We start from the raw sequence: 26,647 nt of genomic DNA on the forward strand, positions 1-26,647 counted from the left end.
ATTTATAAAAATATCTTAGAAAAGTGAGGCAGAATTATGCAAAAGATTAGAAGACAATTGAGCATTTTGCTTGTTTTTATGTTAGTAATTTTGGGAATTTCTGGTTGTGCTAAAAAAGAAGAAGCATCAGGGCCATCAGAGCCTATTGCAAAAACAGATTATTTACTTGGGACTGTAGTTACTATTACAATTTATGACCCAGTTTCTGAAGAAGTATTAGATAAAGCATTTGATAGAATAAAAGAAATTGAAAATAAAATGAGTCTTAATATAGAAAATAGTGAAGTAAATAAGATTAATGAAAAAGCAGGAGAGGACTATGTTAAGGTTTCAGATGAAACTTTTAATGTTATAGAAAGAGGAAAGTATTACTCAAAGATTTCAGATGAAAATTTTGATATTACAGTTGGGCCTTTAGTTCAATTATGGGGTATTGGAAGTGACGATGCTAAACTTCCGTCTAAAGAAGAAATTGAATCAGCAAAATCTTTAATAAATCATGATAATATTTTATTAAATAAATCAGAAAAAAAGATAATGTTAAAAGAAAAGGGTATGAAAATTGATCTTGGAGGAATAGCGAAAGGTTATAGCGCAGATTCTGTTGCTGAAGTTCTAAAAGAAAACAATGTAGAACATGCTATTATAAACTTAGGTGGTAATATACTTACTATGGGAAGTAAGCCAACTGGAGAACAATGGAAAATAGGTATTCAAAATCCAGACGTTGAAAGAGGAGAATATATAGGCATCGTGGGAGTAGAAGATAAGACTGTTGTAACTTCTGGTATATATGAAAGGTTTTTTGAGCAAGATGGCAAAAAATATCATCACATTTTAAGTCCTTTTACAGGTTATCCTATTGAAAATTCTATATCAGGGGTTTCTATTATTACAACAAAATCTATAGATGCTGACGGTTTATCTACTTCTTTATTTGCACTTGGAGTTGAAGAAGGCTTAAAAAAGGCAGAGCAACTTGAAGATGTAGAAGTTGTTTTTGTTACTAAGGATGATAAAGTATATATAACTTCTGGACTAAAAGATAATTTTGTGTTAACAGATAATAACTTTACATTAGCAAATTAAAACTGAATTTTGCATATAATATTATTAATAAAAGCTTGGAGAAAATTTTCTTCAAGCTTTTATTTTAAGTAAGTATATATTAAGGGGTAAATATAACTATGAAAAAATTGTGGTGGAAAGAATGTGTTGTTTATGAAATATATCCAAGGAGCTTTATGGATTCAAATGGAGATGGAATTGGCGATTTAAAGGGGATTCTATCTAAGTTAGATTATTTAAAAGAATTAGGAATAGATGTTATATGGATTTGTCCAATATACAAATCTCCAAATGATGATAATGGATATGACATTAGCGATTACCAAGATATTATGAATGAATTTGGTACAATGGATGACTTTGATAATCTTCTAACAGAGATTCACAATCATAACATGAAGCTAATAATAGACCTAGTTATAAATCACACAAGTGATGACCATCCATGGTTCGTTGAATCTAGTTCCTCAAGAGATAATTCAAAAAGAGATTGGTATATATGGCGTGATGGAAAAGGTGGAGAAGAACCTAATAATTGGGAGAGTATTTTTGGAGGTTCAGCTTGGGAATATGACGAGAAAACGAATCAATATTTCTTACATTTATTTTCAAAGAAACAACCAGATTTAAACTGGGAAAATGGGGATATGCGTCATGCTATATACGAAATGATTAATTGGTGGCTAGACAAGGGTGTTGATGGATTTCGTGTTGATGCTATAAGTCATATAAATAAGGAAAAAGATTTAAAAGATATGCCAAATCCACAAGGATTAAAATATGTGCCTTCATTTGATAAGCATATGAATGTAAAAGGAATTCATAAGTACCTTAAAGATATAAAAGAAAATACCTTTTCTAAGTATGACATAATGACTGTCGGAGAAGCAAATGGAGTCAAAATAGAAGATATAGATCTTTGGGTTGGAGAAAAACAAGGCAAATTTAACATGGTATTTCAATTTGAGCATCTAAATTTATGGGATAAAAAAAGTGATAAAGAGCTAGAGCTTGTAGAGTTGAAAAAAATACTAACAAAATGGCAAAAAGGATTAGAAGATAAAGGTTGGAATGCATTATATATTGAAAATCATGATATTACACGTGCAGTATCTACTTTGGGGGATGATAAGAAATATTGGCGTGAAAGTGCAACATCTCTAGCTGTCATGTACTTTTTAATGCAAGGAACACCATTTATATATCAAGGGCAAGAACTGGGTATGACTAATGTTAAATTCAAAACTATTGAAGAGTATAACGATGTAAGAACTAGAAATATGTATGAAATCAAAAAAGAAAAAGGAATTTCAAATGAAGATATAATGAAAGAGGTATGGGAAACTTCTAGAGATAATTCTCGTACTCCTATGCAGTGGGATGAATCACAAAATTCAGGATTTACAACTGGTAAGCCGTGGATAGGAGTGAACCCGAACTATAAAAAAATAAATGTCTTAAATCAAAAAAAGGATTCAAATTCTATACTTAATTTTTATAAAAAGATGATTTCTATTAAAAAAGAAAATAATGTATTTACTTACGGAGTATACAATTTAATTCTAGAAGATGATAAACAAATTTATGCGTATATTCGTACACTAAATTACGAAAAAGTTATTATTATATGTAATTTAACAGATAAGGAAGCTAATTATAAATACGACGATATAGAATTATCATATGATAAGTTAATGTTATCAAACTATAATGTTGGGTTACATGATAACATAACTAATTTTGTGTTAAAACCATATGAAGCTAGAGTTTATAAATTTATATAAAAAGCTTATAGGCATAGCCTATAAGCTTTACTTTTTATCTTTGAAATTTATTTATATCTGCAAGAAAAGTATATATGAGTTAATGAGATTTAAAATAGGTTATTCGCTAGGGAACGATCTATTTGTTAGTATTATATTATTCTTTTTCGGAGTTTAATACACTATGGTTCCTACCATAAACTAGATAAATTACAAATCCTATAGCTATCCAAATAAGGAATGCTATTTTAGTAAATGCAGGTAATTGAGTCATTAAGAATAAACAAAATGCTACGCCAAGTAATGGTACTAATGGAACTAATGGAACTTTAAATGGTCTTTCAAGTTCTGGTCTTCTTTTTCTAAGAATTATAACAGAAATACAAACTATAACAAAAGCTGCAAGTGTTCCCATATTTACCAATTCAGCGACTTTGCCTATAGGGAAGAAACCAGCTACTAAAGAACAAGCTATCATGACTAATATTGTGCTTTTTACTGGAGTACCAGTTTTTGCACTAACATCACTAAATACTTTAGGTAATAATCCATCTCTTGATAAAGAGAAGAATAAACGAGTTGAGCCATAAGTCATAACTAATAATACTGAAGTTATACCTGCAACAGCACCTACAGAAACTAATGCAGAACCCCAATTTATACCTACTGAAGCAAGAGCATAAGCAACTGGAGCGGCATTATCTCTAAAGTCTAGATAAGGAACCATACCAGTTAATATAGCTGAAACGGCTATATATAAAACTGTACATATTAATAATGAACCAACTATACCTTTTGGAAGATCTTTTTGCGGATTTTTAACTTCTTCAGCTGCTGTAGCAACAGCATCAAATCCTATAAATGCAAAGAATACTATGGCAGCACCTGAAAATACACCGCCCCAGCCATACGGCATAAATGGAGTCCAGTTGTCAGGTTTAACGTGAGATACACCAAGAGCTATAAAAAGAAGAACAACTATTATCTTTACTGCAACTAGTATATTATTTAGTTTAGCGCTCTCCTTAGCACCAGCTAGAAGAAGGCATGATATTAAAATGATTATTAACATAGCAGGTAAATTAACTATACCCCCGCTTCCTGGAGCGGAAGCAAATGCTGCAGGTATATTAATACCTACTGCAGAAAGAAGATTAACTATATACCCTGACCATCCTATTGCAACTGCTGAAACAGCTATACAGTATTCAAGTATTAAGTCCCAACCTATCAACCATGCCCATATTTCTCCTAAACCAACATAACCAAATGTGTATGCACTTCCTGAAATAGGAATCATAGCTGAAAGTTCAGCATAACATAGAGCTGCAAATGTACATGCAAGACCTGAAAGTATGAACGAAAGAACAAGTGCTGGACCAGCATAGTCTGCAGCTGCAACTCCTGTAAGTACAAATATACCTGTACCTATGATAGCACCAACGCCAAGCATTGTAAGTTCAAGAGCTCCTAGAGTCTTTTTGAGACCTCTTTCGCCATTACGTTGAGCTAGAAGACGTTCGACAGGCATTTTTCTGAAAAAACTACTTTGCATTAAAACTCCTCCTTAAATTTTATTTATACAAAGTATATTTGCTGATTCATTAAAATAGAATGATTTATTGTTAATTATTTGTTAAAGATTTCGAATATTCAATCTTATGAATGATTAATAATAAGGATTTTAAATATTTAAATACTTATGTTAAATTATTGATATAGTAAAAAGAAGAAAGTATAATAATAACAAAAATTCATATATAGAAAGGTCAATTAATTTTATGAATTCTAAATTTAGAATATGGACACAAGAAGATATAAGATTAGAAATGTTAAAATTCTCTAAGATAGCAAACCTAAACTACAAAAATTGGAATATAGATATTATTCCTATTAGAATAAGCAAAAAAATGACTAGAGGTTTAGGTCTGTTTAAATTTTCTAAAAAACTTATAGACAATAAGATAGTATTTACTCCAGTGGAATTTGTATTTTCAGATAGATTGTTAAATGGTACATGCAAAGAGGATACTGTGAGAAATATTATAGGTCACGAATTTGCGCATTTTTATTGTACTATTATAGACCAAAAAAACAATGGTCATAACGATAGATTTAAAAGGGTGTGTTCTAACCTTGGCATATCCTCCAAGTTTTGGGGTGCATGTTCTGTTATAGATGAGTTAAGTAATTACGATAAAAAGGAGTATCATATACTTTGTAGGAACTGTGATAAATTAGTAGCAGTCGCACAAAGAAAAAGCAGAGTAGATAATTTGATTAAAAATAGTATAAGTGCTTGCTGTAAGTCAAAGTTAAAGTATAAAGATGGATATATAAGTACTAGATCAAAGTAATAAATTTCACAATGATATTATAAAAATATGTATGTATATCTATAAAATGTACAAACTTGTAATATATAAATCTTGTATGTTTGAGGGTGAAAATATGGATAAGACAGGATTAATATTACAAGGTGGAGGCATGAGAGGTATATACACATCTGGAGTAATAGATTATTTTATAGAAAAAGATTTATATTTTCCTTATGTAATAGGAGTGTCAGCAGGAGCCTGTAATGGAAGTGCATATATAGCTAGACAAAAGGAATATGGTAAAAACTCTATATTAAGCTTTGTAGACAGGCCTAATTTTTTAAGCTTCAGAAATTTAATTAAAACTAAAAATATATTTGATATGGATTTTATATTTGATGAAATGCCAAGAAAGCATAATGTGTTAGATGTAGATACGCTTATGAATGCTAATGAGAGGTTTATAGCAGTTGCTACAGATTGCTATACAGGGAAGCCTATATATTTAGAAAAACATAATTGTAGTGATATACAAAAAGTTCTTAGAGCATCTAGCAGCGTCCCTGTAGTATCTAACAAAGTAATAGTAAATGATATGCATTTACTCGATGGAGGAGTATCAGATCCAATACCAGTAAGAAAATCTATAGGAGATGGAAATGAAAAAAATATAGTAGTTATGACTGAGAATCTAAAATATATGAAAAAGGCGAAAGTAGATCGTATATTAAAATGGGTTGCTTCAAATATGTATAATGATCATAAAGAAATGCTTGATATATTGCTTAATTATCATGATTTTTACAACAAAATAATAGATGAAGTAAAGGATTTTAAAGATCAAGGAAAAGCATTTATAATAGAGCCATCTAAAGATATTAAAATAGATATGTTTGGGAAAAATAAAAATACGTTGAGAGCGTTATATGAAATAGGTTATGAAGATGCAAAAAGTAATTACGAAGATATGATAAGCTACATATATAAAAATTAGTGTATACTAGCCTGAATAATTTTAAAAAATTTAGGAGACTATATATACAAATGAATGTATAGATTATAAATCATTATATAAAAACTACATGTAGTATTAATCTATTTTACATTCATTTAAAATAGATTAAGTCCTCTAACTAAAATTAGAGGACTTTTGATTTTTTTGGGTAAATAAAATAATACAAATAAAAAATATATTGGAGATGGGATATATGAAAGTTTTATTTACCTATGATTATGGAAAAGAAAAAATGAATAAGATAAGGGATCTTGGTTATGAAGTTATATATCAAGATGAAAGAAGTATAAGTAATAACTTAGAAAATCAGGATATAGAGGTATTAGCTTGCTACAATCCGTTTAATACTTTAGATATAAATGAAATGAAAAATCTAAAGCTTATACAATTGTCTAGTATAGGAATTGATCAGGTGCCTATTAAATATGTGCAAGATAATGATATTATACTTTGTAACAACAAAGGTGGTTACAGTATACCTATAGGTGAATGGATAGTAATGAATATACTACAGATATATAAAAATAGCATAAACCTTTACAATAACCAAAAAAATAAAAAGTGGAAAGTAGATACATCTATATTAGAGATATATGGAAAGAACATAGGATTTATTGGAACAGGGACATTAGCTTCTGAAGCTGCTAAAAGACTCCAAGGATTTGAAACAAAAATATATGGAGTTAATACAAATGGAAGAGATACAAAATACTTTGATAAATGTTTTCCAATGGAAAAATTAGATGATATATTAAAGATTTGTGATGTAATTGTAATAACAATTCCATCTACGGAGTCTACTAAATATTTAATAAATGACGAAAAATTAAAACTTATGAAAAATGGATCTGCTTTAATAAATGTAGCAAGAGGTAATATATTGAATGAAATGGATCTTATAAACAATATAAGTAAGTTTAGAGGAGTTGCACTTGATGTGTTTGAGGAAGAACCTTTATCTGAAAATAGTCCTTTATGGGATTTAGATAACGTTATAATAACACCACATAATTCATGGATATCTGAATCTAGAAATGAAAGAAGATTTAACCTAATATATGAAAATTTAAGAAGATATATAAATAATGAAGCTTTAATAAATACTATAAATTTTAAAAAAGGATATTAATAAAGAGGTGCAAAATGCACCTCTTTATTATATTCAATGTAAATAAAATTATAAAAACTGCAAAATATAGACAAAGGCCCTTAATATGACTTAAAATTAAGTGTGAATAAATGGAAGATAGTATATAAGAGGTGATGATATGGATATAAAAAAAAGAATAGATGAATTAATAAATTTAATAAATTATCATAATCACAAGTATTATACAGAAGATAGTCCTGAAATATCAGACTATGAATATGATAAATTTATAAAAGAACTTATTAAATTAGAAGAAGAAAATCCCCAATATAAAAGTGTGGATTCTCCTTCACAAAGAGTTGGAGGCAAACCCCTTAGCAAATTTGATCAAGTAGTACATAAGATACCAATGCTTAGTTTATCAAATGCATACTCAGAAAATGATTTAAGAGAGTTTGATAGAAAAGTAAGAGAAATATCTAACGTTAATATAGAGTATGTAGTTGAATTTAAAATAGACGGATTGTCTGTAGGTCTTACATATGAAGATGGTAAGTTTGTACAAGGTGCGACTAGAGGGGATGGAGTTTTAGGAGAAGATGTGACTCAAAACCTAAAAACAATAAGAACTATACCATTAAAACTAAGTGAAAAAGATACACTAGGTGTTAGAGGTGAAGTTTATATACCTAGAAAAGAATTTGAAAAATTAAATGAAAAACAAGAAGAGCAGGGGCTATCTTTATTTGCAAATCCTAGAAATGCAGCAGCAGGATCTCTTAGACAGTTAGATTCTAAGATAACAGCACAAAGGCCTTTAAATATATTTATTTTTAATTTAGAGCATATAGAAAATAAAGAATTTAAAACTCATAGTGAAAGTTTAGAATATCTTACAAATTTAGGATTTACAGTAAGTCCAAATTATGAAGTTTGCAAATCTATTAATGAAGTTATAGACTATATAAAATATTGGTCAGAGAATAGACAAAACTTAGATTTTGATATAGATGGAATGGTTATAAAAGTAAACAATCTATATCAACGAGAAGAAATGGGATATACAGCAAAAAGTCCAAGATGGGCAATAGCTTATAAATTCCCAGCTGAGAGAAAAGAAACTAAGGTAAGAGATATAATAGTGGAAGTTGGGAGAACTGGAACTATAACACCTACAGCTATCCTCGATCCAGTAAGGCTTGCCGGTTCTACAGTAAGTAGGGCAACACTTCACAACGAAGATTATGTAAGAGAAAAGGATATAAAGATAGGAGATACTGTCATAGTTCAAAAAGCTGGAGATATAATACCTCAAGTTGTTGAAGTTGTATTTGAGAAACGTACAGGAGAGGAAAGTAAATTTAAAATGCCTGAAGTTTGTCCTGTATGCGGTGAACCTACTATGAGGGTAGAAGGAGAAGCAGCCCTCAAATGCATAAACATATTATGTCCTGCACAAATAAGAAGAGGTATAATTCATTTTGTTTCTAGAGATGCAATGAATATAGAAGGATTAGGTGAATCTATAGTTACTTTATTGTTAAATCAAAATATTATAAAAGATGTAGCAGATTTATATTACATTAAAAAGGATCAACTTATAGATCTTGAAAGAATGGGAGAAAAGTCTGCTCAGAATCTTATAAGTTCAATAGAAAAGTCTAAACAAAATGATCTTTCAAGACTTATAAATGGACTAGGGATTAAATTCATAGGATCAAAAGGAGCTAAGATACTAGCTAATAGTTTTAAAGATATAGATAATATATCGAAGGTTACTGTAGATGATTTAATTCATTTAGATGAATTTGGAAAAACCATGGCAGAGAGTGTAGTTGAATTCTTTAAGGAAGAAAAAAACTTAAATATAATACAAAAGCTTAAAGATGTAGGGGTAAATACCAAAAGCTTAAAAGTAGAAGATGATGATTTAATAAAAGTATTTGAAGGTATGAAAATAGTAATTACAGGAACACTCCCTACTCTTAAGAGAAATGATGCAAAAGATATAATTGAAAAGTTAGGGGCAAAGGCAACTTCAAGTGTGAGTAAATCAACAACATTTGTACTTGCAGGAGAAGATGCTGGTTCAAAACTGGAAAAAGCAAATGACTTAGGTATAAAATTAGTAGATGAAGAACAATTTATTGAACTTACTAAAATGAATTCTAAAAGTGAAATAGAAGAGGCATTGTCTAAAATGTAGTATGTACAATTTACTATTTATTACAAAAATTGTATAATCTTATTTATAATGTTTAATATTAAAGTTATGAATTAAATTGAAAGGAGTGAAATTATGATAGATAAAGAAACTATAAAGCATATAGCTTATCTTTCTAGATTAGAAGTTAAAGAAGATGAAATGGATACAATATCCAGAAAGATAGGAGATATATTAAGTTATGTAGACAAGTTACAAAGTGTAAATACTGAGAATATAGGTATAACATATAATACAATAAACCTAACTAATTCATTAAGAGATGATGAAATTAAAGATTCTCTAGACAGAGAAAAAGTTCTTCAAAATGCACCGGAAAAAGAAATGGGATGTTTTAAGGTTCCTAAGGTTTTAGAATAAGATTTTGAAAGGAGTGAAAATATGAACTTATATGATTTAACACTTAAAGAGATAAGTAATAAGTTATCTAAAAAAGAAATAACTTCAGTAGAGCTTACTAATGAGATATTAACTAGAATAAATGAGGTAGAGCCAAAAGTAGATTCTTTTTTAACTATAACATCAGAATTAGCACTAAAGCAGGCTAAAGCTATAGATGAAAAAAGAGCTAACGGAGAAAAACTATCTCCATTAGCAGGAGTTCCAATGGCTATTAAGGATAATATATGTACAGATGGATTTAAAACAACTTGTGCATCTAAAATGTTAGAAAACTTTGTGCCTCCATACAATGCAACTGTAGTGGATAAGTTATTTAATAACGGAGCTATTATGGTTGGAAAAACAAATATGGATGAATTTGCTATGGGTTCATCTACTGAATCATCTGCATTTAAGAAAACTAAGAATCCATGGGATATTGAGAGAATTCCAGGAGGGTCTTCAGGAGGATCTGCAGCAGCTGTAGCAGCAGGTCAAGCTTATTATTCATTAGGTTCAGATACAGGTGGATCTGTTAAGCAACCTGCAGCAATGTGTGGATTAGTAGGGCTTAGACCTACATACGGCAGAATATCTAGATATGGGCTTATAGCTTTTGGTTCATCACTAGATCAGGTAGGGATATTTAGTAAAAGTGCTATTGACTGTGCGTTAGTTTTAAATGAAATAGCTGGGAAAGATGAAATGGATGGAACAAGTGCTCACGTAGAAGTTAATAATTATGCTAAGAATTTAAATAAAAGTATAAAGAATTTAAGAATAGGTATCCCAAAGGAATACTTTGGAGAAGGTATAGATTCTGATGTTAAAAATGCAGTATTAAATGGAGTAGAAGTTTTAAAGTCTTTAGGTGCTAAGATTAAGGAAGTATCATTACCTCATACTGAATATGCAATAGCAACTTATTATGTTGTTGCACCTAGTGAAGCAAGTTCAAACTTATCTAGATTTGATAGTATAAGATATGGATATAGATCATCAGAGTATGATTCTTTAGAGGAGTTATACATAAAAAGTAGAAGTGAAGGATTTGGGGAAGAAGTTAAGAGAAGGATAATGTTAGGTACATATGCATTAAGTGCTGGTTATTATGATGCTTATTATAAAAAATCACTACAAGTAAGAACTTTAATAAAACACGATTTTGTTAAGGCATTTAATGAAGTTGATATTATAATAGCTCCAACTGCTCCTAATGTAGCGTTCAAACTAGGAGAAAAAACGGATGATCCAATGGCTATGTACATGGAAGATGCTTGTACTATACCTTCTTGTCTTGCAGGACTTCCAGGATTATCTATACCTTGTGGATTTAAAAATGGACTGCCAATAGGTATGCAGTTAATAGGAAATTATTTTGATGAAAATACATTATTAAATGTAGCTCATATATTTGAATCTGCTACAGATTTTAGTAAGAAAAGGGCTAGTTTATAGTTGGAGGTGAAGATATGAATAATAAAACTCTTATAGGTCTTGAAATACATGCAGAATTACTTACTAATACAAAGATATTTTGCGGATGTAAAAATGAATTTGGAGCTGATGTAAATACACATTGCTGTCCAATATGTTTAGGTCTTCCAGGATCTTTACCTGTACTAAATGAAAAGGTATTAGAGTACGGAATAAAAGCAGGACTAGCATTTAATTGTGAAATAGCTAAACATACAAAGATGGATAGAAAAAACTATTTTTATCCTGATTTAACTAAGGGATATCAAATATCTCAATACGATATACCATTATGCTCTGATGGTTATATAGAAATAGAAAAAGAAGATGGAAGTTCAAAAAAAATAAGAATAAGAAGAATACATATTGAAGAAGATACAGGTAAATCTCTACACGATACTACTGGAGATACATTACTTGATTTTAATAGAAGCGGAGTTCCGCTAATAGAAATAGTTTCAGAACCAGATATGAATTCTCCCGAAGAAGCATATTTATTCTTAGAAAAATTGAAGGAAACATTGTTATTTACAGAAATATCTGATGTTAAAATGGAACAAGGTTCTCTTAGATGTGATGTAAATATAAATATAGTAAGAGAAGATGGAGTTAAGTCTAATATAGTAGAACTTAAAAATCTGAACTCGTTCAGAGGTGCTCAAAAAGCTGCGGAGTTTGAAGAAATAAGACATAAGGAGCTTCTTGAAAAGGGAGAAAACTCTCTAAGAGAGACTAGAAGATGGGATGATATGAATAATAAAACTATATCTATGAGAAGTAAAGAATCTGTACAAGATTACAGATATTTTCCAGAGCCAGACGTTGTAGATATAGTTATAGACCAAGAATTTATAGATTATGTAAAAGAAAATATGCCAGAATTGCCACAACAAAAGAGAGAACGATTCATAAAAGCATATAACTTACCAAAATACGATGCAAATATATTAGTATCAAACAAAGAAATAGCAGATTATTTTGAAAATGTTGTTGACTTATTTAATGATCCTAAAATGATAAGTAACTGGATAATGACTGAGTTACTAAGAAGAATAAACGATGAAGGAATAACTATAGATGAAATTAAATTCTCTATAGATGACTTTGCAAATCTTCTAAAAACAATATCTGAAGGTAAGATAAATAATAATGCAGGTAAAAAAGTATTTAGGGAAATGTTCGAAACTGGCAAAAAACCAGAGGATATAATAAAAGAACAAGGCTTAGTCCAAATCCAAGATGAAGGAGCTATAAAATCTATAGTTGAAGAGGTTGTTAGAGGTAACATGCAATCTGTAGAAGATTATAGAAATGGCAAAGATAGAGCTATAGGTTTCTTAGTTGGACAGGTTATGAAAGCCAGTAAAGGTAAAGCTAATCCTCAAATGGCTAATAAATTAGTAATAGAATGTATAAATAATATGCAATAATTTTAAGTAAAATAAGACTGTTGATTATATCGACAGTCTTATTTGTATATAAAATGTGTAACTTGGAGGCAATTATGCAAGTAGGTAAATTAACAATAGATCAATTAAAAGAATTAGTATTTTCTAATATTAAAAATGAGAGAAAGGAAGTTATAGTAAATCCTGATGTTGGAGCTGATTGTGCTGTAATAGATTTTGATAACGAAATATGTGTTATGAGTACAGATCCTATAACGGGAACATCTGAAGAAATAGGAAAACTTGCTGTACATATAACTTGTAATGATATAGCTACAACAGGAGTAGAACCATTAGGCATAATGATAACAATAATGGCGCCAGAAGGAACTACAGAACAAGAAATAAGCAAAATTATGAAGGATATATCTAATGAAGCAAGAAAATTAAATGTAGATATAATAGGAGGACATACTGAAATAACTACAGCTGTAAATAGAATAATAATTTCTACAACAGGAATAGGTAAAGCTCCTAAAAATAAATTGAATAATATGGAAAAAGCACAACAGGGGGATTTAATAGTACTGACCAAGGGGGCAGGAATAGAAGGCACAGGGATAATATGTTTTGAAAAAGAAAATGAATTAAAAAATATATATGGAGAAGAATTAATAAAAGAGGGAAAAGCCTTATTAAATAATATAAGTGTAGTTAAAGAAGGGATAATAGCAGGAAAAGTAGGTACGACATTTATGCATGATGTAACTGAAGGCGGTATATTAGGGGCTATATGGGAAATATGCCATCTTAAAAATCTGGGATGTGAGATACACGCAGAAAAGATAAATATACATAATAGTACTGAAATTATATGTAATCACTACGATATAGATCCTTTAAGATTAATATCTAGCGGGTCCATGATTATAGGAGTTAAAAAGGAAAAACTAAGTATACTAGAAGAGTCATTTAGAAAAGAGAAAATTGAATACTCTGTAATAGGTGAGTTAACTAATGGTAATTCAAAAGTATTAATTAATAAATTTGGAACACATGAAATAGAGCCTCCTGAAAGTGATGAACTTTACAAAGTTATATAGTTAGTATAATATTACATATGGTATCATTTGGAATATATTTATATGAGAGGATTGATTGCATGACTAGAGTTGATGGAAGAAAAAGTAATCAAATAAGAGATATAAAAATAACTAGAAATTATACAAAATATGCAGAAGGTTCTGTTTTAATAGAAATGGGAGAAACTAAAGTTATATGTACAGCATCAATAGAAGAGAAGGTACCTCCATTTCTTAGAAATAGTGGAACAGGGTGGATAAGTGCGGAATATTCCATGCTTCCAAGGTCTACTCATCAAAGGAAGATAAGAGAGGCAGCTAGAGGAAAAATAGATGGAAGAACTCAAGAGATACAAAGACTTATAGGAAGAGCTATGAGATCTGTTATAGAGTTAAATAAATTAGGAGAAAGAACTATATGGGTAGACTGTGATGTTATACAAGCTGATGGAGGTACAAGAACGGCTTCTATAACAGGAGCATTTGTAGCCGTAGTAGATGCATTACATAAACTGTATGAATCAAAGAACATATCAATGATTCCTATAAGAAGTTTTGTATCGGCTATAAGTGTTGGTATAGTTAATGGAGAATATTTGTTAGATTTATGTTATGAGGAAGATTCAAAAGCTCAGGTAGATATGAATGTTATAATGACAGACAAAGGAGAATTCGTTGAACTTCAAGGAACTGGAGAAGAATTTCCTTTTACAAGAAATGATTTGAATAAATTATTAGAACTAGGTGAGCTAGGAAACAAAGAATTATTAAATTCCCAAAGAAAAGCATTAGGAGAAGTAGCGGATTTAATATTAGGACCTATTTCTACAAATCAAGTTGTTATAGCTACATCTAATAAACATAAGCTAGATGAAATATCAGATATACTTAAGGACTTTAAATATGAAATCCATTCCATGAAAGATGTAAATTTAGAAGGAATGGAAATAGTAGAAGATGGAAAAACATTTGAAGAAAATGCTCTTAAAAAAGCCAGAGAAGTATCAAAAGTTACAGGAATGATATCAATAGCAGATGATTCTGGGTTAGAAGTAGATTCAATAGGTAAAAAACCAGGGGTTTACTCAGCTAGATTTGCAGGTGAAAATGCAAGTGATGAAGACAATAGAAAAAAGTTATTAAAAATATTAGGAAATAAGCCTATGAGTCAAAGAACAGCTAGATTCGTATCAGCAATAGCAGTTGTAATGCCTAATGGAAATGAGTTTGTAGTTAGAGGAACTTGTGAAGGCAAAATAGGATTTGAAGAAAAGGGAAGTAATGGATTTGGATATGATTCTTTATTTATAGTAGATAAATACAATAAGACTTTTGGAGAATTGCCATCAAGTGTTAAAAATTCTATGAGCCATAGAGCAAATTCTCTCCAAAAAATGAAAGAAGAATTTGTAAAAAGGACTAGATAATAATGAAAATTGCAGTTTTAAGTGATACACATAAAAGTACTGAATATATAGATATGGCTATAGAACATTGTAGAGATTGCGATCTCATAATTCATGCGGGTGACAATTTTTTGGATTCAAAATATATACATAAAATGACTAAAGTTGGTGTAATAGGGGTAAAAGGAAATTGTGATCTTGAAAATGTAGAAGATGAAATTTTACTCGAATTAGAAGGATATAATATATTTGTATGTCATGGTCACAATTATAACGTAAACAATGGCTTAATGGATTTAGAAAATAAGGCTAAACACATAGGAGCAGATATAGTTATATTTGGACATACTCATGTTCCAACAAACCTAACAAAAGACGGTATATTATTTTTGAATCCAGGAAGCACCTCATTGCCAAGAGAAGTAGACTATAGAAGCTTTCTTATATTAATCATAGAAAAGAATAATATAAGTATAGAGGACATAAAATTATAGATTATTACACAGGAGAAGCATTTATGGAATACATATTGGGATACTTGTTTATATTTTTAGCTAAATGTGCGGATATAACATTGGCTACAATAAGAACTCTTTTTGTAGTAAGAGGTAAAAAAACACTTTCATTTTTTATTGGAATAGTAGAAATACTTATATATTTATTTGCAATAAATAAGGTATTAAGCAATATGGATAACTTTGGAAACGTATTATCTTATGCTTTAGGGTTTGCAACTGGTAATGTTTTGGGTATAATGGTTGAATCTAGAATTGCTATAGGTCTTCTAACGGCTCAAATATTTACAAGTAAAGATGTAGAGGATTTTTCAGATTATTTAAGGAAACACGAATTTGGAGTTACTGTTGTAGAAGGAAGAGGAAAAGAAGGCACAAAACATATACTTCAGGTAGTTTTAGACAGAAAAACTCTAAATAAATTTGAAAAATGTATAAATTCTTACGATCCTTTGTGCTTTGTAACCATATCGGATGTAAAAACTGTTAAAGGTGGATATTTCTTAAGAAATAAGATGAGATAGTAGTTACTTGTAAATAAAAAAAGTTATATGTTATAATAAGATAGTTAAATTTTAGAAATGTAAATAAATTTTATTACATAAAAAGAAAACTTAGGAGGAATAAATTAATGAAGGCAGAATTTATAAAAAGAGAAAATAATGATGTTACTTTGAAAATAGCTGTAGACAATGGTCAGTTTGAAGAAGCTGTTAATAAGGCTTATAACAAAGAAAAGGGAAAGTACAATATTCCTGGATTTAGAAAAGGTAAGGCTCCAAGAAAGATAATAGAAGCTCAATACGGTAAGGGAGTATTTTATAATGATGCTATAGATATGGTATTTCCAGAAGTATATCCAGCGGCATTAAAAGAGTTAAATATAGAGCCTGTAGATAGACCTGAGTTAGACATAGAAGAATTAAGCGAAGATAATGGATTAGTTATGGTTGTTAAAGTAGCTGTTAAACCAGAAGTTAAATTGGGTAACTATAAAGGTATAGAAGTATCAAAAGTTGAGTATAATGTAACTGATGAAGATATAAATGCAAAATTAGAAGAAATGATAAATAGAAACTCAAGATTAGTAACTGTTGAAGGAAGACCTGTTCAAGAAGGAGATACAGCTGTTATAGATTTCAAAGGATTTGTTGATGGTGAAGCTTTCGAAGGTGGAGAAGGAAATAACTACAGCTTATCAATAGGTTCAGGAACTTTTATACCTGGATTTGAAGAACAATTAGTAGGTGTTAACGTTGGTGATGAAGTAGACGTAAATGTTACATTCCCAGAAGAATATCATGCACCAAACTTAGCAGGAAAGTTAGCTGTATTTAAAGTAAATGTTAATGATATAAAAGTAAAAGAATTACCAGAATTAAATGATGAATTTGCTAAAGATGTAAGTGAATTTGAAACATTAGAAGAACTAAAGGCAGATGTTAAAAAGAATTTAGAAGAAAACAATTCTAAAAAGGCAGAAGGCGAATTAAGAAACAGAGTTGTTGATAAGGTAGCTGAAACTGTTGAAATAGATGTGCCAGAAGCAATGGTACAAACTCAAATAGATAATATGTTAATGGAACTTGATTATCAATTACAAATGCAAGGGTTAAACTTACAACAATTATTACAAATGAGTGGCAAAACTGTAGAAGAACTAAAAACTGAAAGAAGACCAGAAGCAGAAAAATTAGTTAAGAGCTCTTTAATATTAGAAGCTATAGCTAAAGCTGAAAATATTGAAGTATCAGATGAAGATTTAGAGAAAGAAATAGAAGAAATGGGTAAAATGTATAACATGGAAGTAGAACAATTAAAATCTTCTTTAAGAGATGCAGATATAGAAGATATCAAAGGACAATTAGCTATAAGAAAAACTATAGACTTAATAGTTAATAGTGCTAATATAGCTTAATTATATTACAGTAGCCTAATTAGGCTACTGTAAATTATATACAGAATAAATTTATACAATAAAGAGGGGGTATAATCCATGGCTTTAGTACCTGTAGTTGTAGAACAAACAGGAAGAGGAGAAAGATCATACGATATATATTCTAGATTATTAAAAGATAGAATAATATTTTTAGGTGATGAAGTTAATGATACTACTGCAGGATTAGTAGTAGCACAACTTTTATTCCTAGAAGCAGAAGATCCAGATAAAGATATATACTTATATATAAACTCACCAGGCGGAAGTATAACTGCTGGTATGGCTATATATGATACTATGCAATACATAAAACCTGATGTATCTACTATGTGTATAGGTATGGCTGCATCTATGGGAGCCTTTTTACTAGCTTCAGGAGCAAAAGGGAAGAGATTTGCACTTCCGAATAGTGAAATAATGATACACCAACCACTAGGTGGAACTAAAGGTCAAGCAACAGACATACAGATACATGCAAAGAGAATATTAAAAATGAAAGAAACATTAAATAAAATATTATCAGAGAGAACAGGTCAACCATTAGAAAAAATAGAAATGGATACAGAACGCGACAACTTTATGGGTTCATATGAAGCCAAAGAGTATGGGTTAATAGATGAAGTTATTACTAAAAGGCTTTAGCTAAGAGAGGTGTTAAGAGTGTCAAAAAATGATGATAAGAGACATTTAAAGTGTTCTTTCTGTGGTAAAAATCAAGATCAGGTTAGAAGATTAATTGCAGGTCCAAATGTTTACATATGTGATGAATGTGTTGAATTATGTGATGAAATAATACAAGAAGAAACTGAAGATAACTTTGAAGAAAATAGTGGATCACTTCCAACACCAGCCGAGATAGTGCAAACACTAGATGATTATGTCATAGGACAAGAAAGAGCAAAAAAATCTTTAGCTGTTGCTGTTTATAACCATTACAAAAGGATATATGGAAAAGCTAAAGGTAGTAGCAAAAACAAAGAAGTCGAAATACAAAAGAGCAATATATTACTAATGGGTCCTACAGGATCAGGTAAAACATTACTTGCTCAAACGTTAGCGAGAACATTAAATGTACCATTTGCTATGGCTGATGCTACATCTTTAACTGAAGCGGGATACGTTGGAGAAGATGTTGAAAATATATTACTTAAGCTTGTCCAAGCAGCAGATTTTGATATTGAAAAAGCTGAAAAGGGAATAATATACATAGATGAAATAGATAAAATATCTAGAAAATCTGAAAATCCTTCTATAACAAGAGATGTAAGTGGTGAAGGTGTTCAACAAGCATTATTAAAAATTCTAGAAGGTACAGTTGCTAATGTTCCTCCTCAAGGTGGAAGAAAACATCCTCATCAGGAATTCTTAAAAATAGATACTACTAATATATTATTTATAGTTGGTGGTGCCTTTGATGGTATCGACAAAATTGTAAAGAAAAGAACTGATGAAAAAACATTAGGATTTGGGGCTAAAATAGAAAGCAAAAAAGAAATGGATTTAGGAAAGATATATGCTAAGGTGCAACCTGAAGATCTACTAAAGTTCGGTATAATACCTGAATTTATAGGAAGAATACCTGTTATAGCTACCCTAGATTTATTAGATGAAAAAGCATTGGTTCAAATACTTAAAGAACCTAAAAATGCATTAGTTAAGCAATTCGAGAAGCTATTAGAGATGGATAGTGTAGAATTAGAGTTTGAAGAAGAAGCACTAAAATCTATAGCTAAACAGGCTATACAAAGAAGTACCGGCGCAAGGGGACTTAGAAGTATAGTTGAAAAGGTTATGCTAGAAGTAATGTATGAAGTTCCATCTAGAGAAGACATTAAGAAAGTAATAATAACCAAAGAATCTATCGAAAATGAAAAAGAACCAATACTTATTTTAAAAGATCAAGAAGAAAGTGCTTAATATAAATATAAAAAGGAGCTTTGAAAGCTCCTTTTTTAAATTGTATTTATAAGTATTCCTATTACCCCAAATACAAACACTATGGATATAGAATTTAGTTTTTTTGTATAGAGCAAGATAAATGATATTATAAGGGCTAATATAGAATATAAATCCCATGATATATCACCTAATGCCAAATATCCAGCACCCAGTATGAAGCCCAAAGTTATAGGTCTTAAAATCTTTAGTAGTTTGGTAACATAAGGATTATCCTTAAATTTCACTAATACGTTAGATATAAGAGACAAACCTACAAGAGAAAATATAACAACTCCTAGAGTTGCAACTGCAGAGCCTAATATTCCTCCTATCTTATAACCTACAAATGTAGCGCTATTTATAGCTATAGGACCTGGTGTAGATTGAGATAGTGCTAATAAATCTAAGAATTCATTAGTTGTTATCCAGTTATATTTATGGATAAACTCCTGTTGTATAAATGGAAGCATTGCATATCCGCCTCCAAAGCTAAACATACCTATTTTTAAAAATACCATAAATAAAATTAATATTTTATACATAAGCTTAAAATTCCTCCAGCCAATATTAAATATATTGGACTTAAACCTAATATTCCAACTAATAAAAATGATATTGATAAAAGAGTTATATTAAGTTTAGTTTTTTTCAAGTTTTTAAACATGTTAAAAAAGGTATATAATAAAAGAGATACAACAACAGGACGAACTCCATAAAAAAAGGAATCCAATATTTTTGATTTTTTATTATGAAAATACAAGTAAGATAGTATTAGGACTATTAAAAATGAGGGCAATATTGATCCAAGTAAACATATTATACTTCCTCGAAGCTTATAAAGTTTATAACCTAGGAGCACAGATATATTTACAGCCAAGGCACCTGGATAACTTTGAGCTATAGAAAGGAAATCTAGAAACTCATCTTGAGATATAAGTTCTTGTTTATGTACAAGCTCATCTTCGATAAGTGGAACCATGGCGTATCCTCCGCCAAATGTAAAGGTACCTATTTTTAAAAAAGTTAAAAATAAATTTAGCATAAAAACCACCTACAAACGTGAATTTAAAGTATACAAGTATTAATATTATACCATAATAACAAAGAAGATATGATATATAATGCGATACAGAAGAATTAATTGTTATTGAAAATTATGCTATGTAAATATATAATAGTAAAATATGTTAGTGTAATTTCCAAAACATGTAAAATATCTAGCATTTTTTTAAGGAGTGATATTAGTGGATAAAAACTATACTGTTATAGAACATGAATTACCACTTATACCTCTTAGAGGTTTAGCGGTGTTTCCATATATGATTTTGAATTTTGATGTAGGAAGAGAAATGTCTATAAAAGCTTTAGATGAAGCAATGCTTAATGAGCAAATAATATTTTTAACGTCTCAAAAAGAAGCAGAAATAGACGAGCCAACTACAGAAGACTTTTATCATGTGGGAACAATATGTAAAGTTAAGCAAATGGTTAAGCTACCGGGAGATACTGTAAGGGTATTAGTAGAAGGAATATCTAGAGCGAGAATAAAAACTATAATTCAAGAGGATCCTTATTTTAAAGCATCATTAGAAGAAATTGTTTATGATGAAGATATAAAGAAAGATCCAGAAGTAGAAGCTCTTATGAGGAATGTATTTGATTCATTCGAAGAATACATAAATATTGGGAATAGAGTATCTCCAGAGATATTAATATCTCTAGCTGATATAGAAGAACCAAATAGATTTGTAGATACTATTGCTTCGAATATGTTTTTAAAATCATCTCAAAAACAAGAATTATTAGAAGAATTCAATCCCAAAAATATATTAGAGACTGTTTATAAGATTCTTCTAGAGGAAATAGATATACTTAAAATAGAAAAAAAGATAACTCTAAGAGTTAAAAAACAGATGAACAAAATACAAAAAGAATATTATCTTAGAGAGCAATTAAAAGCCATTCAAAGGGAATTAGGCGAAGAAGAAGATGTAGGTTCAGAAGCTGAAGAATACAGAGAAAAACTAAAAAAACTCAAATTATCTAAAGAAGTTAAAGAAAAGATATCTAAAGAAATAGATAAGTTTTCTAAAATGTCTCCTATGTCTCCTGATTCATCTGTGAGTAGAAATTATTTAGATTCTATATTCTCATTGCCATGGAGCAAAGAAACTAAAGATAAAGTAGATATTAAAGAAGCAAAGAATATACTAGATGAAGACCATTATGGATTAGAAAAAGTAAAAGAGAGAATATTAGAATACTTGGCTATAAGACAACTTTCTAATTCAATGAAAGGTCCTATATTATGTTTAGTAGGTCCTCCAGGTGTTGGTAAAACATCTATAGCAAAATCTATATCTAGGGCACTAAATAAAAATTTTGTAAGAATATCATTAGGTGGAGTTAGAGATGAAGCTGAAATAAGAGGGCATAGAAGAACATATGTCGGAGCTATACCTGGAAGAATAATAAATGGTATAAAAGAAGCTAAATCAAAAAATCCGGTATTTTTATTAGACGAAATAGACAAAATGGCATCAGATTATAAAGGAGATCCAGCTTCAGCTATGCTTGAAGTATTGGACCCAGAACAAAACAAGGATTTTGTAGATCATTACTTAGAACTTCCTTTTGATTTATCTAAGGTACTATTTATTACTACAGCTAACAGTTTAAGTACTATACCTAGACCGTTACTTGATAGAATGGAAATTATAAATGTATCAGGCTATACAGAAGAAGAAAAGGTTAAAATAACTAAGAAATATTTACTTCCAAAACAAATAAAAGAACATTCATTAAAAGAAAATTTCTTAAAAATAAATGAGGAAACTATTAAACATGTAGTAACTCACTATACTAGAGAATCTGGAGTTAGAAACTTAGAAAGAACTATAGCTAAAGTATGTAGAAAAGTTGCTAAAAAGTTAGTTGAAAATCCAGAATTAAAACAAACAGTAATAACGAAGAAAAACTTAGAAAATTATATAGGTAAAATTAAGTTTAGATATCAATTAGCAGGCCAGAAACCAGAAATAGGTACTGTAACTGGACTTGCATGGACTTCTGTTGGAGGAGAAACATTGACTGTTGAAGTTAATGTACTAAAAGGTAAGGGTCAAATAGTATTAACAGGTAAACTTGGAGACGTTATGAAAGAATCAGCTCAAGCAGGTATATCTTATATAAGATCACGAGCAGATCAATTTAACATAAATCCTGATTTTTATAAAGAAATGGATATACACATACATCTCCCTGAAGGAGCTGTTCCAAAAGATGGGCCTTCGGCAGGTATATCTATGTCTACAGCTGTAATATCAGCTTTATCTAAGATGCCTGTATATAGTAATGTTGCTATGACTGGAGAAATAACATTAAGAGGAAGAGTTTTACCTGTTGGAGGAATAAAAGAAAAGGTATTAGCTGCTCATAGAGCTGGAATAACTAAGATATTATTACCAAAAGAAAATGAAGCTGACTTAGATGAGATACCTGTAAATGTTAAAAAACAAGTAAAATTTGTATTAGTTGAACACATGGATGAGGTTTTAGAACATGCATTAGTAAGGAACGGTGAAAAAAATGAAGATTAGAAGTTCAGAGATAGTAATGAGTGCAGTAAGTAGAAGTCAATATCCAGACGAGGATCTTCCAGAGGTAGCTTTTGTTGGAAGATCTAATGTTGGGAAATCATCTACTATAAATACACTATTAAATAGAAGAAATTTTGCTAGAGTAAGTGGAACACCAGGAAAGACCAGAACCATAAATTTTTATTTAATTAATGAAGAATTTTTCTTTGTCGATCTTCCTGGATATGGGTATGCCAAAATATCAAAAACTGAAAAGGCTAAATGGGGCGGAATAATGGAGGAATACCTAAAAGGTAGACCTGAATTATGTAGTATATTTTTATTAGTAGATATAAGACATGAGCCTTCAGATGAAGATAAAATGATGTATGACTGGATAAAACATTTTGGATGTGATTGTGTAGTAATTGCTACTAAATCTGATAAAATATCTAGAGGTCAATATCAAAAGCATTTTAGCATAATAAGAAAGAAGCTAGGCCTTAAAGATGAAAAAATATTACCGATATCAGCTCTTAAAAAAACCGGGGTAGAAGAAGTATGGGAAGAAATAATAAATAAATATCAACATAGGGGTTATGAAATTACTGTTGATTAAATTATAAAAATTACATAGATGGGGTGATTATTATGATGGATAACAGAGTAACGACACTTGCTAATAACTTAATAAATTATTCTGTTAGTTTAAAGCCAGGAGAAAAAATACTAATAGATGCATTTGGTTTAGAGTTACCTATAGTAACTGAACTTGTAAAAGAAGTTCACAAGGCAGGAGCAATACCATTTGTATCTATAAAAAATGATAGTGTTAGAAGAGCTTTACTCATGGGAGCTAGTGAAGAACAGATAAAGTTAATGGCTAAGTATGAGTTAGAAAGAATGAAAGACATGGATGCTTATATATCTGTAAGAGCTGGTGAAAACACTAATGAATTATCAGATGTCCCATCCGATAAAATGAAATTATTTATGGAAAAGTTTATGCAGCCAGTTCATTTCCAGGAAAGAGTAACTAATACTAAGTGGTGTGTTATGCGATGGCCAAATGCATCTATGGCACAACTGTCTGGAACTTCTATAGAAGCTTTTGAAGACTTCTATTTCAACGTTTGTAATTTAGATTATTCTAAAATGAGTAAAGCTATGGATAGCTTAATAAAATTAATGAATAAGACAGATAGAGTTAGAATAGTAGGTCAAGGAACTGATTTAAATTTTTCAATAAAAGATATACCGTCTGTTAAATGTGATGGACAAATGAATATACCAGACGGAGAAGTTTACACAGCTCCAGTTAAAAATTCTGTAAATGGAATATTATCATATAATGCTCCAAGTCCTTATAACGGATTTGTATTTGAAAATATAGTTTTAGAATTTAAAGATGGAAAGATAGTAAATGCTACTTCTAATGATAGTGAAAGAATAAATAAGATATTTGACACAGATGAAGGGGCTAGATTTATAGGTGAATTCGCTATAGGAGTTAATCCTTATATAGAAAAGCCAATGAAGGATACATTATTTGATGAGAAGATAAAAGGAAGTTTCCACTTTACTCCTGGAAATAGCTATTCAGATGCTGATAATGGAAATAGATCTTCTATACATTGGGATTTAGTATGTATACAAACCTCTGAATTTGGTGGAGGAGAAATATACTTTGATGATGTATTAATAAGAAAAGATGGTTTATTTGTTATACCAGAATTAGAGTGTTTAAATCCAGAAAATTTAAAGTAATATAGAGAATGAAGACCTTAGGGAAAAATCCTAAGGTCTTCATTTTTTGCTATATTTTAGATTTAATATTATGTTTATATAAGGAAATTTAAATATTCCGAAAAATTAAATCGCTATTGCAGATTATAAAATTACATGGTAAGATAAAAAATGTCGAAAAAAGGAAGATTTTTATAAAAACGTATTAGTAAATATGCCTTATACGTGCAATTATAATTGTAATAATAACTAGGAGGAAAACGGTAAATGAGCACAAAGACAAGTACACAAACTCAAGGGTTACAAAAAACATTAGGATTTGCTGCTGCTTTATCTACAGTTGTAGGTATGGTTATAGGTTCTGGAGTATTCTTCAAACCTTATGCTATGTACAATGCAACAGGAGGAGCACCAGGATTAGCAATATGGGCTTGGGTAATAGGTGGTATTATAACAATAGCTGGGGGTCTTACTGCAGCTGAAGTATCTGCAGCTATACCAAAAACTGGCGGTATGATGGTTTATTTAAAAGAAATATACGGAGAAAAGTGGGGATTCTTAACAGGTTGGATGCAAACAACTTTATACTTACCTGGGACAGCAGCTGCGTTAGCAGTTATATTTGGTACTCAAGCAGCTGTATTATTAGGATTTGGGGCAGATAATGTAGTAGCAAAAACAAGTATAGGTATAGCTACAATATTATTCTTATTCTTTGTAAACACAGTTAGTTCAAAAATGGGCGGTATAGTACAAACAGTAGCTACTGCAGGTAAATTAATACCTCTTGCATTAATAATAATATTTGGATTTATTAAAGGCGATGGTAACGCTATAATGTCTCCTATGATAGGGGAAAGCGTAACTATGGGAACAGCCTTAGGACAAGTTTTAATAGCTACACTATTTGCTTATGATGGATGGATAAGCGTTGGTGCTATAGCTGGCGAAATGAAAAACCCTGGTAAAGACTTACCAAGAGCTATAGTTGGTGGTTTATCATTAGTTATGGCAGTATACTTACTTATAAACTTAGCTTATTTATGGGTTATGCCAGCTAATGAGTTAATGATGACAGAAACTCCAGCTGCAGCTGTTGCTACAGTAATATTTGGACCAGTTGGTGGTAAATTAATAACTGTAGGTATATTAATATCAGTATTTGGTGCGTTAAATGGATATGGATTAACTGCATCGAGAATACCTTATGCCTTAGCTACTGAAGGAATGTTGCCAGGAAGCAATTGGTTATCGAAATTAAACAAAAACGGAACTCCAGCTAATGCTACTTGGTTAATAGCTATATTAGCTTCAATATATGCCTTATCAGGAAAATTTGACTTATTAGCGGATTTAACAATATTTGTAGTATGGGTATTCTACATAATGACTTTCGTTGGTGTTATGAAGTTAAGAAAAGACCAGCCAAACTTAGTAAGGCCATACAAAGTACCATTATATCCAATAGTTCCATTAATAGCTATAATAGGTGGATCATATGTAGTTATAAATACATTGATGACTCAACCTGTAAATGCTATAGCAGGATTAGTTATAACATTCTTAGGATTACCTATATATTCATATATGAAAAAGAAAAATGCTTAATATGTAAATTAAGAGCTTTGGTGCAAACCAAGGCTCTTTTTGTTTTTATATAATTAAAATAATAATCACAAAAAAAAAGCAGATTAATATTATATTATTAGGTAAAAACTTT

23 protein-coding genes are annotated in these 26,647 nt (G+C 30.1%); 20 read left to right on the top strand and 3 right to left on the bottom strand.

From position 1 onward, the window contains the following. Positions 1-36: 36 nt before the first annotated feature. Together ACUSRV_RS09235 and ACUSRV_RS09240 are read left to right on the top strand one after the other, a co-directional pair. Positions 37-1,089 (top strand): FAD:protein FMN transferase, encoded by a 1,053-nt coding sequence (locus tag ACUSRV_RS09235; RefSeq protein WP_490141658.1) that lies wholly within the window; start codon positions 37-39, stop codon positions 1,087-1,089. Positions 1,090-1,187: 98 nt separating this feature from the next. After that, positions 1,188-2,852, top strand: coding sequence for a glycoside hydrolase family 13 protein (locus ACUSRV_RS09240; protein WP_490141659.1), 1,665 nt, complete (start codon positions 1,188-1,190; stop codon positions 2,850-2,852). A 136-nt stretch (positions 2,853-2,988) separates the two neighbouring features. Here ACUSRV_RS09240 and bcaP read toward each other — a convergent pair whose 3' ends face one another. After that, complete coding sequence (gene bcaP, locus ACUSRV_RS09245) at positions 2,989-4,386, bottom strand: branched-chain amino acid transporter BcaP (RefSeq protein WP_490141660.1); 1,398 nt, start codon at positions 4,384-4,386, stop codon at positions 2,989-2,991. A 226-nt stretch (positions 4,387-4,612) separates the two neighbouring features. Between bcaP and ACUSRV_RS09250 the strand changes: the two genes are divergently transcribed. The 14 genes from ACUSRV_RS09250 (at position 4,613) to clpX (ending at position 19,582) form a co-directional block, all read left to right on the top strand. Next, a complete protein-coding gene (locus tag ACUSRV_RS09250; RefSeq protein ID WP_490141661.1) occupies positions 4,613-5,188 on the top strand; it encodes a SprT-like domain-containing protein in 576 nt (191 codons plus the stop codon). A 94-nt stretch (positions 5,189-5,282) separates the two neighbouring features. Then, positions 5,283-6,143 carry a patatin-like phospholipase family protein gene (locus tag ACUSRV_RS09255; protein ID WP_490141662.1) on the top strand — a complete coding sequence of 287 codons (861 nt, stop codon included), beginning with the start codon at positions 5,283-5,285 and terminating at the stop codon, positions 6,141-6,143. A 214-nt stretch (positions 6,144-6,357) separates the two neighbouring features. After that, a complete protein-coding gene (locus tag ACUSRV_RS09260; RefSeq protein WP_490141663.1) occupies positions 6,358-7,293 on the top strand; it encodes a phosphoglycerate dehydrogenase in 936 nt (311 codons plus the stop codon). Between the two features lie 139 nt (positions 7,294-7,432). Beyond that, positions 7,433-9,460, top strand: a complete 2,028-nt coding sequence (ligA, locus tag ACUSRV_RS09265; RefSeq protein ID WP_490141664.1) for an NAD-dependent DNA ligase LigA — start codon at positions 7,433-7,435, stop codon at positions 9,458-9,460. A gap of 93 nt (positions 9,461-9,553) precedes the next feature. Beyond that, positions 9,554-9,838 carry an Asp-tRNA(Asn)/Glu-tRNA(Gln) amidotransferase subunit GatC gene (gene gatC, locus ACUSRV_RS09270; RefSeq protein ID WP_490141665.1) on the top strand — a complete coding sequence of 95 codons (285 nt, stop codon included), beginning with the start codon at positions 9,554-9,556 and terminating at the stop codon, positions 9,836-9,838. A gap of 21 nt (positions 9,839-9,859) precedes the next feature. Further along, positions 9,860-11,317 carry an Asp-tRNA(Asn)/Glu-tRNA(Gln) amidotransferase subunit GatA gene (gatA, locus tag ACUSRV_RS09275; protein WP_490141666.1) on the top strand — a complete coding sequence of 486 codons (1,458 nt, stop codon included), beginning with the start codon at positions 9,860-9,862 and terminating at the stop codon, positions 11,315-11,317. A 14-nt stretch (positions 11,318-11,331) separates the two neighbouring features. Then, complete coding sequence (gene gatB / locus ACUSRV_RS09280) at positions 11,332-12,765, top strand: Asp-tRNA(Asn)/Glu-tRNA(Gln) amidotransferase subunit GatB (protein ID WP_490141667.1); 1,434 nt, start codon at positions 11,332-11,334, stop codon at positions 12,763-12,765. Between the two features lie 74 nt (positions 12,766-12,839). Beyond that, complete coding sequence (locus ACUSRV_RS09285) at positions 12,840-13,826, top strand: AIR synthase family protein (protein ID WP_490141668.1); 987 nt, start codon at positions 12,840-12,842, stop codon at positions 13,824-13,826. Between the two features lie 59 nt (positions 13,827-13,885). Beyond that, the gene (gene rph / locus ACUSRV_RS09290; protein WP_490141669.1) at positions 13,886-15,232 is read left to right on the top strand and encodes a ribonuclease PH; all 1,347 of its coding nucleotides are present in this window, start codon (positions 13,886-13,888) and stop codon (positions 15,230-15,232) included. A 2-nt stretch (positions 15,233-15,234) separates the two neighbouring features. After that, positions 15,235-15,705: a metallophosphoesterase family protein gene (locus tag ACUSRV_RS09295; protein WP_490141670.1), complete on the top strand. Its 471-nt coding sequence runs from the start codon at positions 15,235-15,237 to the stop codon at positions 15,703-15,705. Between the two features lie 23 nt (positions 15,706-15,728). Further along, on the top strand, positions 15,729-16,250 hold the full coding sequence (locus ACUSRV_RS09300; protein ID WP_490141671.1) for a DUF2179 domain-containing protein: 522 nt from the start codon (positions 15,729-15,731) through the stop codon (positions 16,248-16,250). A gap of 107 nt (positions 16,251-16,357) precedes the next feature. Beyond that, positions 16,358-17,644: a trigger factor gene (tig, locus tag ACUSRV_RS09305; protein ID WP_490141672.1), complete on the top strand. Its 1,287-nt coding sequence runs from the start codon at positions 16,358-16,360 to the stop codon at positions 17,642-17,644. A 78-nt stretch (positions 17,645-17,722) separates the two neighbouring features. Then, complete coding sequence (gene clpP, locus ACUSRV_RS09310) at positions 17,723-18,307, top strand: ATP-dependent Clp endopeptidase proteolytic subunit ClpP (RefSeq protein WP_490141673.1); 585 nt, start codon at positions 17,723-17,725, stop codon at positions 18,305-18,307. 18 nt (positions 18,308-18,325) lie between these two features. Further along, positions 18,326-19,582: an ATP-dependent Clp protease ATP-binding subunit ClpX gene (gene clpX / locus ACUSRV_RS09315; protein WP_490141674.1), complete on the top strand. Its 1,257-nt coding sequence runs from the start codon at positions 18,326-18,328 to the stop codon at positions 19,580-19,582. A 35-nt stretch (positions 19,583-19,617) separates the two neighbouring features. Here the strand turns inward: clpX and ACUSRV_RS09320 are convergent, their stop codons facing one another. Both ACUSRV_RS09320 and ACUSRV_RS09325 read right to left on the bottom strand, forming a co-directional pair. Beyond that, entirely contained in the window at positions 19,618-20,145 is a 528-nt protein-coding gene (locus ACUSRV_RS09320; RefSeq protein ID WP_490141675.1) for a chromate transporter, read from the bottom strand. Continuing rightward, complete coding sequence (locus ACUSRV_RS09325) at positions 20,130-20,645, bottom strand: chromate transporter (RefSeq protein ID WP_490141676.1); 516 nt, start codon at positions 20,643-20,645, stop codon at positions 20,130-20,132. Before ACUSRV_RS09325 ends, ACUSRV_RS09320 begins: the two co-directional genes overlap by 16 nt. Positions 20,646-20,847: 202 nt before the next feature. Here ACUSRV_RS09325 and lon point away from each other — a divergent pair, with 202 nt between their 5' ends. The 4 genes from lon to ACUSRV_RS09345 all read left to right on the top strand — a co-directional run bounded on the left by lon (position 20,848) and on the right by ACUSRV_RS09345 (position 26,535). Next, positions 20,848-23,202 carry an endopeptidase La gene (gene lon, locus ACUSRV_RS09330; RefSeq protein WP_490141677.1) on the top strand — a complete coding sequence of 785 codons (2,355 nt, stop codon included), beginning with the start codon at positions 20,848-20,850 and terminating at the stop codon, positions 23,200-23,202. Next, entirely contained in the window at positions 23,192-23,800 is a 609-nt protein-coding gene (yihA, locus tag ACUSRV_RS09335) for a ribosome biogenesis GTP-binding protein YihA/YsxC (protein WP_490141678.1), read from the top strand. The genes lon and yihA overlap by 11 nt, the downstream gene beginning before the upstream one ends. Before the next feature lie 32 nt (positions 23,801-23,832). Beyond that, positions 23,833-24,948 carry an aminopeptidase gene (locus ACUSRV_RS09340; RefSeq protein ID WP_490141679.1) on the top strand — a complete coding sequence of 372 codons (1,116 nt, stop codon included), beginning with the start codon at positions 23,833-23,835 and terminating at the stop codon, positions 24,946-24,948. A 246-nt stretch (positions 24,949-25,194) separates the two neighbouring features. After that, on the top strand, positions 25,195-26,535 hold the full coding sequence (locus ACUSRV_RS09345; RefSeq protein ID WP_490141680.1) for an APC family permease: 1,341 nt from the start codon (positions 25,195-25,197) through the stop codon (positions 26,533-26,535). Positions 26,536-26,647: the final 112 nt, after the last annotated feature.

This window comes from Sporacetigenium sp. TC11 (assembly GCF_058146105.1).